The 13,393-nt window shown below is 64.7% G+C and carries 12 protein-coding genes; 10 read left to right on the forward strand and 2 right to left on the reverse strand.

What is annotated here, in order from left to right:
- The first annotated feature begins 1 nt into the window (after window position 1).
- The 3 genes from dnaN to M2361_RS19530 all read left to right on the forward strand — a co-directional run bounded on the left by dnaN (window position 2) and on the right by M2361_RS19530 (window position 5,606).
- Complete coding sequence (gene dnaN / locus M2361_RS19520) at window positions 2–1,111, forward strand: DNA polymerase III subunit beta (protein ID WP_006227714.1); 1,110 nt, start codon at window positions 2–4, stop codon at window positions 1,109–1,111.
- A gap of 101 nt (window positions 1,112–1,212) precedes the next feature.
- Window positions 1,213–3,660, forward strand: a complete 2,448-nt coding sequence (gyrB, locus tag M2361_RS19525; RefSeq protein ID WP_259251297.1) for a DNA topoisomerase (ATP-hydrolyzing) subunit B — start codon at window positions 1,213–1,215, stop codon at window positions 3,658–3,660.
- Window positions 3,661–3,767: 107 nt separating this feature from the next.
- Window positions 3,768–5,606: a WG repeat-containing protein gene (locus M2361_RS19530; protein WP_259251298.1), complete on the forward strand. Its 1,839-nt coding sequence runs from the start codon at window positions 3,768–3,770 to the stop codon at window positions 5,604–5,606.
- Window positions 5,607–5,618: 12 nt separating this feature from the next.
- On the opposite strand, the gene M2361_RS19535 is transcribed toward M2361_RS19530, so the two are convergent.
- Window positions 5,619–6,524, reverse strand: a complete 906-nt coding sequence (locus M2361_RS19535; RefSeq protein ID WP_259251300.1) for a LysR family transcriptional regulator — start codon at window positions 6,522–6,524, stop codon at window positions 5,619–5,621.
- Window positions 6,525–6,686: 162 nt separating this feature from the next.
- Between M2361_RS19535 and M2361_RS19540 the strand changes: the two genes are divergently transcribed.
- Window positions 6,687–7,169 (forward strand): VOC family protein, encoded by a 483-nt coding sequence (locus M2361_RS19540; protein WP_259251301.1) that lies wholly within the window; start codon window positions 6,687–6,689, stop codon window positions 7,167–7,169.
- Between the two features lie 17 nt (window positions 7,170–7,186).
- Entirely contained in the window at window positions 7,187–7,855 is a 669-nt protein-coding gene (locus tag M2361_RS19545) for a flavin reductase family protein (protein ID WP_259251303.1), read from the forward strand.
- Between the two features lie 22 nt (window positions 7,856–7,877).
- Here the strand turns inward: M2361_RS19545 and M2361_RS19550 are convergent, their stop codons facing one another.
- Complete coding sequence (locus tag M2361_RS19550; RefSeq protein WP_259251304.1) at window positions 7,878–8,810, reverse strand: LysR substrate-binding domain-containing protein; 933 nt, start codon at window positions 8,808–8,810, stop codon at window positions 7,878–7,880.
- Between the two features lie 171 nt (window positions 8,811–8,981).
- Here M2361_RS19550 and M2361_RS19555 point away from each other — a divergent pair, with 171 nt between their 5' ends.
- The 5 genes from M2361_RS19555 (at window position 8,982) to M2361_RS19575 (ending at window position 13,295) form a co-directional block, all read left to right on the forward strand.
- Window positions 8,982–9,893, forward strand: coding sequence for an amino acid ABC transporter substrate-binding protein (locus tag M2361_RS19555; protein WP_259251305.1), 912 nt, complete (start codon window positions 8,982–8,984; stop codon window positions 9,891–9,893).
- Between the two features lie 88 nt (window positions 9,894–9,981).
- A complete protein-coding gene (locus tag M2361_RS19560) occupies window positions 9,982–10,764 on the forward strand; it encodes an amino acid ABC transporter permease (RefSeq protein WP_259251306.1) in 783 nt (260 codons plus the stop codon).
- 9 nt (window positions 10,765–10,773) lie between these two features.
- Window positions 10,774–11,463 (forward strand): amino acid ABC transporter permease, encoded by a 690-nt coding sequence (locus M2361_RS19565; RefSeq protein ID WP_259251307.1) that lies wholly within the window; start codon window positions 10,774–10,776, stop codon window positions 11,461–11,463.
- Between the two features lie 33 nt (window positions 11,464–11,496).
- Window positions 11,497–12,231 (forward strand): amino acid ABC transporter ATP-binding protein, encoded by a 735-nt coding sequence (locus tag M2361_RS19570; RefSeq protein WP_050447375.1) that lies wholly within the window; start codon window positions 11,497–11,499, stop codon window positions 12,229–12,231.
- Between the two features lie 5 nt (window positions 12,232–12,236).
- A complete protein-coding gene (locus tag M2361_RS19575) occupies window positions 12,237–13,295 on the forward strand; it encodes a low specificity L-threonine aldolase (protein ID WP_259251308.1) in 1,059 nt (352 codons plus the stop codon).
- The last annotated feature ends 98 nt before the right edge of the window (window positions 13,296–13,393 follow it).

The following is a 13,393-nucleotide window of genomic DNA, read 5'->3' on the forward strand; positions in this document are numbered from 1 at the left end:
CATGCAACTCGTACAAACCACACGCGATGCATTGCTGAAACCGCTGTCGACTGTGGCGGGCATCGTCGAAAGACGCCATACCCTGCCCATTCTTGCGAACATCCTGATGCGCAAGGAAGGCAACAAGGTTGCCTTTATTGCGACCGACCTGGAAGTACAGATCACCACCCATGCCGATTTCGGCGTGGGCCAGGACAACGAGTCCACCACGGTTGCCGCGCGCAAGCTGCTCGACATCCTGAAAGCGCTGCCGGATACCGGCGACGTGCGCCTGGCCCTGGCCAGCAACAAGCTGTCGGTGCAGTCGGCCAAGAGCCGCTTCGCGTTGCAGACGCTGGCCGCCAGCGAGTTCCCCACCGTCGCTCAGCCCGAGCAGTGGGACGTCTCGCTGACCATGCCGCAACGCACGCTGCGCCACCTGTTCAACATGGTGCACTTCGCCATGGCGCAACAAGACATCCGTTACTACCTGAACGGCATGCTGCTGGTGTTTGAACCGGGTCGTGTGCGCGCCGTCGCCACCGATGGTCACCGCCTGGCGCATTGCTCCACCGAAGCCGACGGCATTGCCGAACGCCACGAAGTGATCGTGCCGCGCAAGACCGTGCTGGAAATGCAGCGCCTGCTGGAAGACTCCGACGAGGTGGTTTCCATTGATGTGGCGCCGGGCCAGATCCGTTTCCGCTTCGGCGATGTCGAACTGGTGTCCAAGCTGGTCGAAGGCAAGTTCCCCGATTTCACGCGTGTGATTCCCACGAACTACACGCGCCACTTCATGGTGGGCCGCGAAGCGCTTCAAGGCAGCTTGCAGCGCGCCGCCATTTTGACGACCGACAAGTTCAAGGGCGTGCGCCTGCAATTGGCGCAGAACCAGATGAAGATCTCGTCTTCCAACGCCGAGCAGGAAGAGGCGCAGGAAGAAATCGACATCGACTACGGCCATGAGGCCCTGGACGTGGGCTTTAACGTGGGCTATTTGCTTGATGTGCTGGCCAACGTGAAAGTCGACAACATCCAGTGGTCGGTCATGCCCGATGCCAACGCATCGGCGCTCATCACCCTGCCCGAAGACGACCAGTTCAAATACGTCGTCATGCCCATGCGGATCTGATCCGCGCCCCACACGTTTGTGGGTTTGTGCCGCTTGCGGGCCTGAGGGCTCGCGGGCGGTCCGGCCGCCAGGCCGTTCTTTAAAGCGTTATCGAACCAGACATGTCAGATCAGCAGAACACCACTCCCGAGAACAGCGGCTACGGCGCAGACTCGATCAAGATGCTCAAGGGGCTGGAGGCCGTGCGCAAGCGCCCCGGCATGTACATCGGCGACACATCCGACGGCACCGGCTTGCACCACATGGTGTTTGAAGTCGTGGATAACGCCATCGACGAAGCCCTGGCCGGCCATTGCGACGACATCGTCGTCACCATCCACACCGACAACTCCATCTCGGTCACCGACAACGGCCGCGGTATCCCCACGGATATCCACAAGGACGACGAATTCCACCGCAGCGCGGCGGAAATCGTGATGACCGAACTGCACGCCGGCGGCAAGTTCGACCAGAACTCGTACAAGGTGTCCGGCGGCCTGCACGGCGTGGGCGTGTCTTGCGTGAACGCCCTGTCCGAATGGCTGCGCCTGACCATCCGCCGCAACGGCCAGGTCCACCAGATGGAATTCCGCCAAGGCGCGCGCGTGGCGCCCCTGGCTGTGACGGGCACGACGGACATGCGGGGCACGGAAGTGCGCTTCCTGGCCGACCCGATCATCTTCAACAACATCGAATACCACTACGAGATTCTCTCCAAGCGCTTGCGCGAGCTCTCGTTCCTGAACAACGGCGTGAAGATCCGCCTGGTGGACCAGCGCCACGGCAAGGAAGAGAACTTTGCGTTCTCGGGCGGCGTGAAGGGCTTTGTTGAATACATCAACCGCGCCAAGACCGTGCTGCACCCGAACGTGTTTTCGGTCAGCACCGAATCGGCCGCCGGCGGCGTGTCGGTGGGCGTGGAAGTGGCGATGCAGTGGAACGACAGCTACAGCGAAAGCGTGCTGTGCTTCACCAACAACATTCCGCAGCGCGACGGCGGCTCGCACTTGACCGGCCTGCGCGCGGCGATGACCCGCATCATCAACAAGTACATCGCCGACAACGAACTGGCCAAGAAGGCCAAGGTGGAAACGTCCGGTGACGACATGCGCGAAGGCCTGGCCTGCGTGCTGTCGGTGAAGGTGCCCGAGCCCAAGTTCAGCAGCCAGACGAAGGACAAGCTGGTGTCCAGCGAAGTGCGTCCGGCCGTGGAAGAGGCTGTGGCCCGCACGCTGGAAAGCTGGCTGCTTGAAAACCCGAACGACGCCAAGGCGTTGTGCAACAAGATCGTGGAAGCCGCCCGCGCGCGTGAAGCCGCGCGCAAGGCCCGCGAAATGACGCGGCGCAAGAGCGTGCTGGAAGGCGCCGGCCTGCCCGGCAAGCTGGCCGACTGCCAGGAAAAAGATCCGGCGCTGTGCGAGCTGTACATCGTCGAGGGTGACTCCGCAGGCGGCTCGGCCAAGCAAGGCCGCGACCGCAAGTTCCAGGCCATCCTGCCGCTGCGCGGCAAGGTGCTGAACGTGGAGAAGGCGCGTTTTGACCGCCTGATCGCCAGCGAACAGATCGCCACGCTGATCACGGCGCTGGGCACCAGCATCGGCCCCGATTTCAACGTGGAAAAGCTGCGCTACCACCGCCTCATCATCATGACTGACGCGGACGTTGACGGCGCGCACATCCGCACCCTGCTGCTGACGCTTCTGTATCGCCAGATGCCGGAACTCGTGCAGCGCGGCTATGTGTATATTGCCCAACCGCCGCTGTACAAGGTGAAGGTTGGCCGCGAAGAGCGCTATCTGAAGGATGACCAGGAAGAAGCGCAGTTCATGCTGCAACAGGCCCTGAAGGATGCCGAGATCATCTCGGGCGGCAACATCATCCGTGGCGAAGAACTGACCGACCTGGCCAGCCAGTACGTGGCGGCCGACGGCGTCATTGCGCGCCTGTCGAAGGTGTTCGACGTGGGCGCCTTGTCGGCCATGGCCGAAGGCGTGGAAATCAACCTGGAAACGGCAGAGTCGACCGCGGATTCCGCCAAGCGTCTGGCCGAGGCCATGCGTGACCCGATCAGCGGCAACGGCGTGGACGTGGTGCCGCAGTTTGATGAGGCCACCGAACGCCATCGCCTGTCGGTGCAGCGCATGCACCACGGCAACGTGCGCGTCAGCATCATCGACGCCGACTTCGTCAATGGTTCCGATTACGCCATCCTGTCCAAGGCCGCCAAGAGCTTCCTGGGCAAGGTGGGCACGCGCTCGATGGCCGCGCGGGGCGAAGGCGAAAAGCGCAAGGAACAGACGGTGTCCGACTTCCGCGAAGCCATGCAATGGCTGCGCAGCGAAGCCGAACGCGGCATCTCCAAGCAGCGCTATAAGGGCCTGGGTGAAATGAACCCGGAACAGTTGTGGGAAACCACGATGGACCCGAAGGTGCGCCGCCTGCTGCGCGTGCAGATCGAAGACGCCATCGCGGCGGACGAAGTCTTCACGACCCTGATGGGCGACGACGTGGAACCGCGCCGCGCGTTCATCGAACGCAACGCGCTGTCGGCGGGCAACATCGACGCGTAAGCGTTTGCCTCGCATGACCCGGGCCAGCCTGAAAAGGCTGGCCTTTGTTTTTTCCGGCTGGTCGCGCACAGATAGAGCGTTGGCCAGCGTGCTTCAAGGATGCAGTGATGGGTAATCGCGCGTGGTTGTCTTTGCAGGTGGACCGGAACGGCCGCACGCTGTCATCGGAAGAAATCGCCGCCGCCAATGGCAACCTGCCGACGTTATGGCAGGTGTTGCTGGCCGACGGCAGCTTGCGGGATGCCGATGCGTCGCAGCGCGTGTTTGGAGACGCGGGTACGGCGGCGCTGGCCGCCCCCGCGCAAGCCGCGCACGATCGCTTGCGCCAGGTGGCGGCATTCTTGCGGACGCATGCGGCAAGCGGCGACGCACCGCATTGCGTGCAGTGGGATGCGGCGGTGGCTTACCTGGCCGAACGGATGGATGCGCAGGACGCGTCGGGCGAGCGGGACGATACCGCCGGCTTGTGGATAAGCGCCAATCTTGATGAACTGGCGTGGCTGCATGGGGATGGCGCGCAGGCGTATCTTGCCCACGCGCGCGCGCTGTGCACGGATCGCTGGAACGCTTTGCAGGACAGCATGCGCGAGGACGACATCGCGGCTGCGTTGCGCTTGCTGGACGTGCAAGGCGCTGATGATGAATCCGGTTGGGCGTGGCGGGTTGGGCTGGGCGGCCTGGCGCATCCGTATTTCTTTCCGCAAGAACCCGCCCGGCGGGTGCGCTATGAAGACTTCGACGAGGACGAAGACCAGGGCGAGGACGAGGACGAAGATGAGGACGACGGCAACGACACCCACCTCGGCGACGGCTTGCATCGCTTTGTTGTGGACAACCTGTGTGGCGTGCGTGCAGGACGCGGCGAGAACAGCCGCGTGGTGGTGCCACCGCAGTTCGATTCCATCTGGCGTTTTGAAGACGGCGTGGCGGCGGTTCTCAAGGACGACAAGCTTGGGCTGATCGATACCGACGGCCGTCAGTTGATGCCGTGCGAGCTAGACGAAGTGTGGAGTTATTCACAGGGTTTGGCGATGGCCCGCGTAGGTGACCTGATCGGCTTTGTGGATAGATCGGGGGCGTGGGCGATTCCGCCCACATTCGAATCGGCCGGCGATTTTTCCCCCGGCGGCTTGGCGCCCGCCTACGAGGCCGGGCGCTGGGGCTTGATCGACCGGCGCGGTGCCTGGGCAAGCGCGCCGGTATGGGACGACATCAATTGGGACGACGCGCTGCATGCCTATGTGACGCAACGCGGTGACGGTTGCGGCCTGATCGATGCGCAAGGTCGACTCGTGCTGGACGCCCTGTACGCCGCGTTGGGGCCGGTGGAGTCGGAGTCCGATCCCGCCACCCTGTGGATAAGCGGCCAGATGCGGATCCGGGTGCTGACCGAGGACGATCAGCGCGGCATTGTGGACACCCAGGGCGGAATCGTCGTGCCCGTGGCCTATACGGATCTGGCCGACATCATCTGGCTACCCGCGCCCGACCCGGCAGAGATCACGCCGCCGCCCGCGGGCCAGGCCGGCCGCTATGTGCGCGTGCTGCGCTGCGTGGAGCACGGGGAATGGGACGAATGGTTCCAAGGCGCCTACGACATGGTCGAACGCCGCGAGGCGCTGCCGTGCACGCAGCACATGGTGTTCGGCCTGATGTGGAAAGACACGCACGGCTGGCTCTGCGCGGTGACGCCGGAACAGGCCAGCGACCACAGTCCGGATGACCTGCACATCGGTATCGCACAAGCGGACGGTGCGTGGCTGCACGAACCGGTCTATGCGTGGATTGGCGTACCCGAGTCGCTGCGCACGGGGGATGGCGTGCACGGCGTGCCATCGGCGATTGCGCACTGCTGGAGCCAGGGTCAGGCCGTGCCGGCCATGCATGTTGACGGCGCCATGCGCTACTTGCATGCGGACGGACGGGTACAGACCGAGCCGCAATAGCGCGGGCACCTTCTAATCCACCCCCTCACACACCTGCTTGATCGTCTGCCTTAACCACCGGTGCGCCGGGTCGCTGTCCAGCCGGGGCGGCCAGGCTTGCACCACCCTGACCGCGGGCGTCACCACTGGCATCGCAAAGCCGCGCAAGGCGAGTCCCAACCGTTCAATGCCCGGCATCAGGTGCTGCGGCATGGTGGGCAGGATCAGGTCTGAGTCGGCCAGCGCAAACAGCGCGGCGTGGAAGGTGGGGGTGATCAACGCGACGCGCCGGGTCAGGCCCAGGCTGGCCAGCGCCTGGTCGATAGGGCCTTGCGCGCGGCCACGGCGCGACACGCTGATGTGGTCGTAGTCCGCCAGGCGGTGTGGCGTGACGGCTCCATCGAAAATCGCGTGCCCGTCGCGCGCCAGGCCGCAGAAAGACGTGGTGAAAAGCGTTTGCACCTTGATGTCCGCGCCGAACTTTTGCGACGAACCAATGTAGAGGTCGGCGTCGTCACGCAAGGCTTCCTCGTCGTCTTCGCTTTCGGAGACAAAGCGCAGCACGGCGCGCGGGGCGTGACGGCAAAGATGTTCGCGCAGGCGGCCACCGAAAGCGCCGACGAACACATCATTGGCGCGCAGCGTGAAGATGCGGGTCAGCGCGCCTAGGTCCGTGTCGCGGCTGAATGCCGACCACACGGATTGCGCCTGCTCCACCGCCGCGCGCACCTGATCCCGCAGTTCCAGCGCGCGCGGGGTGGGCGCCAGGCCGCGTCCTGAACGCACCAGCACCGGGTCGCCCACGGCGTCGCGGATGCGGGCCAGCGTGCGGCTCATGGCGGGCGTGCTCAGGTTGAGCCGACGCGCCGCGCCGGCGACGCTGCCCTCCTGGACGAGCACGTCCAGGGCCAGCAGCAGGTTGAGGTCGGGCGTCGTCATGGCGCCAAGCATAGCGTGCGCGCCGGGCGCGGCTTGGGGCGCAGCGTTGCACGCGATGCAATCGTGGATTGCGATGGGCGGCATTCCCCGGTGTGCGCGCGGGCGCCATGATGCCGTTCGTGGCGGTGCATGGGCGCCGGCCGGAAAACGAAGGAGATAGACATGGCGCTGAAGGTTCTGGAACTGCACCACCACGCGGTGCGCATGCCACTGGGAAAAGTGGCGGCCATGGGCGCGTTCTATGGAGGCGTGCTGGGGCTGGACACGGATGAAGGCCGCTGGGAGATACCGGGCATCGCCGGCTACTTCCTGGACATGGGCAACGATTGCCAGATCCATTTGCTGGGCAGCGATGGCCCCTCGCCCTATTCCCAGGGGCCGGGACGCGACCCTGTGGAAAACCACGTGGCGCTGGCGGTGGACGATATCGCCGAGGCCGAGGCGGAGTTGCAACGCATGGCGGTGGACTACTGGAAGCTGAACAACGTGGCGGCGCCGGAACTCATGCAGCTTTTTCTGCGCGACCCCGTCGGCAACCTGATCGAGCTGCACCAGTTGGGACGCTGCCGCTGCAAACGCAGCGACCGTCTCTTCGCGGATGCGAAGGCCGCCCAGGGCGCGGCGCCGACGCCTGCGCAAGACTGAGCAGTTGGGGATAAGTCATGTTCATCGACCTGAACGTCTTGGCGGGCCCCGAACGCTACAAGCTGCTGACGGCGGCGATCGTGCCTCGGCCCATCGCCTGGATCGTGTCGCGCGGTGACCCGGGGGCCACCAACGTGGCGCCTTTCTCGTTCTTCAACCTGATGTCGGGCGATCCGCCGTTGATCTGTGTGGGCATCGGCATGCGCGACGGCGCGCCCAAGGACACCGCGCGCAATATCGCCGAGCGCGGCGAATTCACCGTCAACCTGGTGTCGACCCGGTTGGCCGCCAGGATGAACGTGACGGCGGTGGACTTCCCGGCCGGCGTGGATGAATCACAGGAAGCGGGGCTGGTGCTGGCGCCGTCCGAACGCATCGGCGTGCCGCGCGTGATGCAGTCGCCCGTCGCGTTTGAGTGCCGGGTGCATGAGCTGCTGCGCATCGACGGCCGCAGCCTGGTGGTGGCCGACGTGGTGGCCATGCATGTGCAGGATGAATTCGTGGCCGACCGCCAACACCTCTATCTGGACGGCGGAAAAATGGACCTGCTGGCCCGGCTGCACAACCCGGGCTGGTATGGCCGCCCGCAGCCGGCGTTCCAGATGCCGCAGTTGAACCTGGCGCAATGGCAGGCGCTGAAGCGGTCTGGCGAAGCGGCCGACTATCTGGAACGGTCCTTCATCTAGCAGGCGGGAAAGGCCGGCCCCTTCACCGGGGCGGCCGCGCCTTCAGATCCGCCATCTCTTCATTCATCAGCTGATGCGCGTAGCGCGAAAACACGCTGACCAGCCGCGTGCGCGTGTGATACGGCGGATACAGCAAGGCCACCGTCACCGGCACCGCCGGGCTGAACGGGCGGACTTCAACGCCGTTGGCCTCGTACTCTTCGCGCGCGGCCAAGGGGTTGATCAGCGCCACGCCCAGGCCCGCGCCCACCAGCGCGCATACGGATGAACCCAGGCCCGCTTCGGCCACCGTCTGCCGTTCCACCTTGGCCGACTTGAAGACGGCGTCGATCTTTTCGCGCAGCGGCGTGGCGCTGGGAAAGGCGATGAAGGGCTCGCCCGCGAAGTCAGCGGGCTTGAGCTTTTTCAGCTTGGTCAGGCGGTGCCCCCTGGGCAGTACCGCCACGCAGTTCATCGTCATCACAGGTTCGACTTGAATGCCCGGGCTGTCGCCCGACAGCATGGCCAGCCCCGTGTCGCAAAAGCCCGAACTGATCCAGTTGTGCACCGCGCTGGCGTTGCCCGAATGGATGGACACCATCACGTCGGGGTACTCGGTCTTGAAGGCCGCGACGATGCGCGCCAGCATGCCGCCCGCCAGCCGTGGCATGGCCGCCACGCTCAGGCGGCTGGCGCTGAACGAGCGGATGCTGGCCGCCGCCGACTCCAGGCCGGCCAGGCCTATAAAGGTTTTTTCCACCTCTTGAAAGAAGCGCGAACCGTCCTGTGTGGGGCTCAGGCGGCTGCCATTGCGATCGAACAAGGGAAACTGGGTGATGGCTTCCAATTGCGCAATTAAGCGGCTAACGTGCGGCTGCGAGGTGTGCACGCGTCGCGCGGCGGCCGTCATCGAGCCGGTCATCATGACGGCTCGGAAGGCCTCGATGTGTCTTAAGCCCATCCGTGGAATGGCCATATCAAATCCGTATAGAGGAATACCTGATTGGAACTGGATAAAACCATACTGCTAGTTGATACTTTTTGCCAGCCGCGGGGCTCATCGCGGGACGTGGCGGACGCCGGACAAACCGGCGCCGCCGATCGTGACTACAAACACGCGCCGATCGCACGGCGCCAAGGGAATCAGATGAAAGCATTTGCCGCGATCTCCGTTGCTGCCGCCCTGCTGGGCAGCACGGCCACCGCCCACGCCGAAGGCACCAGCCGCCTGGACAAGATCCGCGAAACCGGCGTGATCACGCTCGGCCACCCCGAGACCTCGGTACCCTTCGCCTATCTCGACGGCAACCAGAAGCCCATCGGCTACTCGGTCGAGATCTGCCAGGAAGTGGTGCAACACATCAAGACCGCGCTGAAGCTGCCCAAGCTGGAAGTGCGCTACAACCCGACGACTTCCGCCACGCGCATCCCGCTGCTGGCCAATGGCACCATCGACCTGGAATGCGGCAACACCACCAACAACCTGGCACGCCACAAGCTGGTGTCGTTCGCGCCCACGACCTTCGTGGCGCAGGTGGTGCTGGTGGCGCGCAAGGACGGCGGTGTGGATCCCAACAACCTGGAATCGTTCCGGGGCAAGACCATCGCCGCACAAGCCGGCGGCCAGACTTTCCGCCTGATCTCGGAATTGAACGCCAAGGGTAACCTGGGCATCACGATGGCGCCCACCAAGGACACCGCCGAGACCATCCTGATGGTGGAATCGGGCCGTGCCGCCGGGTCGGCCAACGACGACGGCATCGCCTATGGCGCCGTGGCCTCGTCGAAGAATCCGGATGCGTTCGTGATCGGCACCAAGGGCCTGGAAATGGCGCCCTACGGCATCATGGAACCCAAGGACGACCCCGCATTCAAGAAGGTGGTGGACGACGCCGTGGTGGACCTGATGAAGACCGGCAAGGTCGCGGCGATCTACAACAAGTACTTCAATTCGCCGATTCCCCCGAAGCAGATCAACCTGAAGTATCCGATGAGCGATGCGCTCAAGCGCGCGCTGGCCAACCCGACCGACTCGGGTGACCCGAAGGCATACGAGTAACCAGCAAGTTGTCCGCGGGACGCCCAGGCGTCCCGCGGCGGTTTTGGGGCAAGGCGCCACGCACGGCGCCGCCATCTAGGGCACGGGCATGAATTACAACTGGAGTTGGAGCGTCTTCCTGGAGATGTCGCCGGACGGCGTGCACACCTTCCTGGAAACGCTGCTGATCGGCGTGGGCTGGACGCTGGCGCTGGCGCTGACGGCGTGGGTCTTTTCGCTGTTGCTGGGGTCTTGGCTGGGCGTGATGCGCACGGCGCAGTCGCGCGTGATGAACGTGCTGGGGGCGACCTACGTCGAGCTGTTTCGCAACATACCGCTGCTGGTGCAGATGTTCCTGTGGTATTTCGTGCTGCCTGAATTGCTGCCGCATGCCTGGGGCCTGGCGATGAAGCAGATGCCGCAGCCGTGGGGGCAATTCGTGCCTGCCGTGCTGTGCCTGGGGTTTTATGGTTCGGCGCGCGTGGCCGAGCAATTGCGCGCCGGCATCCAGTCCTTGCCGCGTGGCCAGTTCCAGGCGGGGACCGCCCTGGGGCTGACCGAGGTGCAGGTGTACCGCTACATCATCCTGCCCGAGGCGTTTCGCATCGTGCTGCCGCCGCTGACGTCCGAGTTCATGGGCACCATCAAGTATTCCTCGGTGGCGCTGACGATCGGCCTGCTGGAGCTCACCGGCCAGGCGCGTTCGATGCAGGAATTCAGCTTTCACATCTTCGAGGCGTTCTCCGCCGCGACGGTGATCTACCTGATCCTCAACGGTATCGTCGTGCTGGGCATGCGCCTGCTTGAACGGCATATCGCGGTGCCCGGCTTGATCGGCGCGGCCAGCAAAGCCGGTCCGGCCGCGGTCAAGACCGCCGCCCTGAGCCGATAGGGGATCGCGATGGGTAAATTTGATTTCGACGTTATTTCGACCGCGCTGCCCTATCTGTTCCAGACGGGCATGACGTTCACCCTGACGCTGACGGTGCTGGCCGCCGTGATGGGCCTGGCGCTGGGCACGCTGCTGGCCATGATGCGGCTGTCGCGTTTCAAGATTCTGTCGGTGCCGGCGGGCATCTACGTGAACGTGATGCGCTCGATTCCGCTGCTGCTGGTGATCTTCTGGTTCTACTTCCTGATGCCGTACATCGCGGCCTGGGTGGTGGGCTCGGCCACGCCCTTGCGCGTGGGGGCGTTCAATTCGGCGGTCATCACTTTCACCTTGTTCGAGGCCGCGTACTTTTGCGAAATCATGCGGGCCGGGATTCAGTCGATTGCGCGCGGCCAGGTGTCGGCCAGCATGGCGATCGGCCTGACGCCGTGGCAGGGCATGCGCTACGTGGTGCTGCCGCAGGCGTTTCGCAACATGGTTCCCGCGCTGTTGACCCGCGTGATCATCCTGTTCCAGGACACGTCGCTGGTCTATGTGCTGTCGTTGACCGACTTCCTGGGCGCGGCGTCCAAGATCGGCCAGCGCGATGGCCGGCTGGTGGAGCTTTATCTATTCGTGGCGGTGGTGTATTTCGTGATCTGCTTCACGGCGTCCCGCCTGGTCAAACTACTGGAAAAGCGCACCCGTGTGCTGCGATAGGGTTTAGCGATGCAACTATCTTCGACGCCTCCGATGATCGAGATCTCGCAGGTCAGCAAGTGGTACGGCGCCTTTCAGGTGCTGGATGAATGCACGACGACAGTCGGCAAGGGTGAAGTCGTGGTGGTGTGCGGGCCGTCGGGTTCCGGCAAGTCCACGCTGATCAAGACCGTGAACGCGCTGGAGCCCTTTCAAAAGGGCAACATCGTGGTCAACGGTATCTCGGTGGGCGACCCGCGCACCAACCTGCCGAAGCTGCGTTCGGTGGCCGGAATGGTGTTCCAGCACTTTGAACTGTTCCCGCATTTGTCGGTGACCGAAAACCTGTGCCTGGGCCAGACCAAGGTGCTGGGCCGTGGCAAGGAAGAGGCCCGCGCCCGGGCGCTGACGCTGCTTGAGCGCGTGGGCCTGTCGGCGCACAAGGATAAGCACCCCGGTGAACTCTCGGGCGGCCAGCAGCAGCGCGTGGCGATTGCGCGCGCGCTGTCGATGGACCCCGTGGTGATGTTGTTTGACGAGCCCACCTCGGCGCTGGACCCCGAGATGGTCAACGAGGTGCTGGACGTTATGACCGACCTGGCCAGCGAAGGCATGACGATGATGGTGGTGACCCACGAAATGGGGTTTGCCCGCCGCGTTGCCGACCGTGTGATCTTCATGGACGGCGGCAAGATTGTCGAAGACTGCGTCAAGGACGAATTCTTCGGCAATGTCGAGGAGCGTGCCCCGCGCACGCGCCAGTTTCTTTCCAAGATTTTGCAGCATTGATACCCATGACCCAGCGGACTCCCGCCGACAATCCCGCCCTTCCCGTCGACCTGCGCAGCGACACGGTGACCCATCCGACGGCGGCCATGTACGAACGCATGCGCACCGCCCCGATCGGCGACGACGGCCTGGATGGCGACCCTTCCGTGCGCGCGCTGGAAGCCCACGTGGCGACGCTGCTGGGCAAGGAAGCCGGGCTGTTCGTGCCCAGTTGCACGATGGCCAACCTGCTTGCCGTATTGGCGCAAACGCAGCGTAACGAGCAGGTGGTGCTGGAGTCGTCCGCCCACATGTACACCTCGGAACGCGGCGCGGCTACCTTTACCGGGCTGTTCTACCAGGGCGTGTCCGGCACCGATGGCGCGATGGACCTGAACCGGCTTGAAGAGGCGCTGTTGTCCGGTGGGCACCGGCTGAAGACGGCGCTGGTGGCGATGGAAACGTCGCACAACAACGCCGGGGGCGCCGTCCTGCCGCTGGAGCACATGCGCGCGGTGTACGGCATGGCCAACGCCGGCGGCATCCCCGTGCACCTGGACGGGGCGCGCTTGTTCAACGCGGCCGTGGCGCTGGGCGTGCCGGCGGCCGACATCACGCAGTACGCCGACACGGTGTCGCTATGCCTGTCCAAGGGCTTGAGCGCACCCGTGGGCGCGGTGCTGGTGGGCAGCAAGGCCGTGATGGCCCGCTCGCGCACGCTGCGCCGCATGCTGGGCGGCACGCAGCGCCAGTCGGGCATCATGGCGGCGGCCGGCCTGGAAGGCGTGCAGACGATGACCGACCGGCTGGTCGAAGACCACGTGCGCGCGCGCCGCTTGAGCGATGGCATCAACCGTCTGGCGCCGGCCTTGTCGGCCACGGTGCCGCAGACCAATATCGTGCAGGTCGAGACCGCCGACTCCGGCATGACCAACACGCAGTGGGTGGCGGCCTTGCAAGCCGAAGGCCTGCTAACGCGCCCCTGGGGCCGCACGCGCCTGCGTTGCGTCACCCATCGCCACATCGAGGACGAGGACATCGACAGCGCTGTCCAGGCCTTCGCGGCGGTGCTGGAAAAGCGCTGAAAGTCACTGAAGAATCGCTGAAAGCCAGCGCTGAAAACTGGCCCTGAAACCCCGTGTTCATCGACGCCGCCGGCTGGTTCCGGCGGTGCGATAATGCC

This window comes from Achromobacter sp. JUb104 (genome assembly GCF_024806975.1).
Classification (GTDB): Bacteria; Pseudomonadota; Gammaproteobacteria; order Burkholderiales; family Burkholderiaceae_B; genus Achromobacter; species Achromobacter spanius.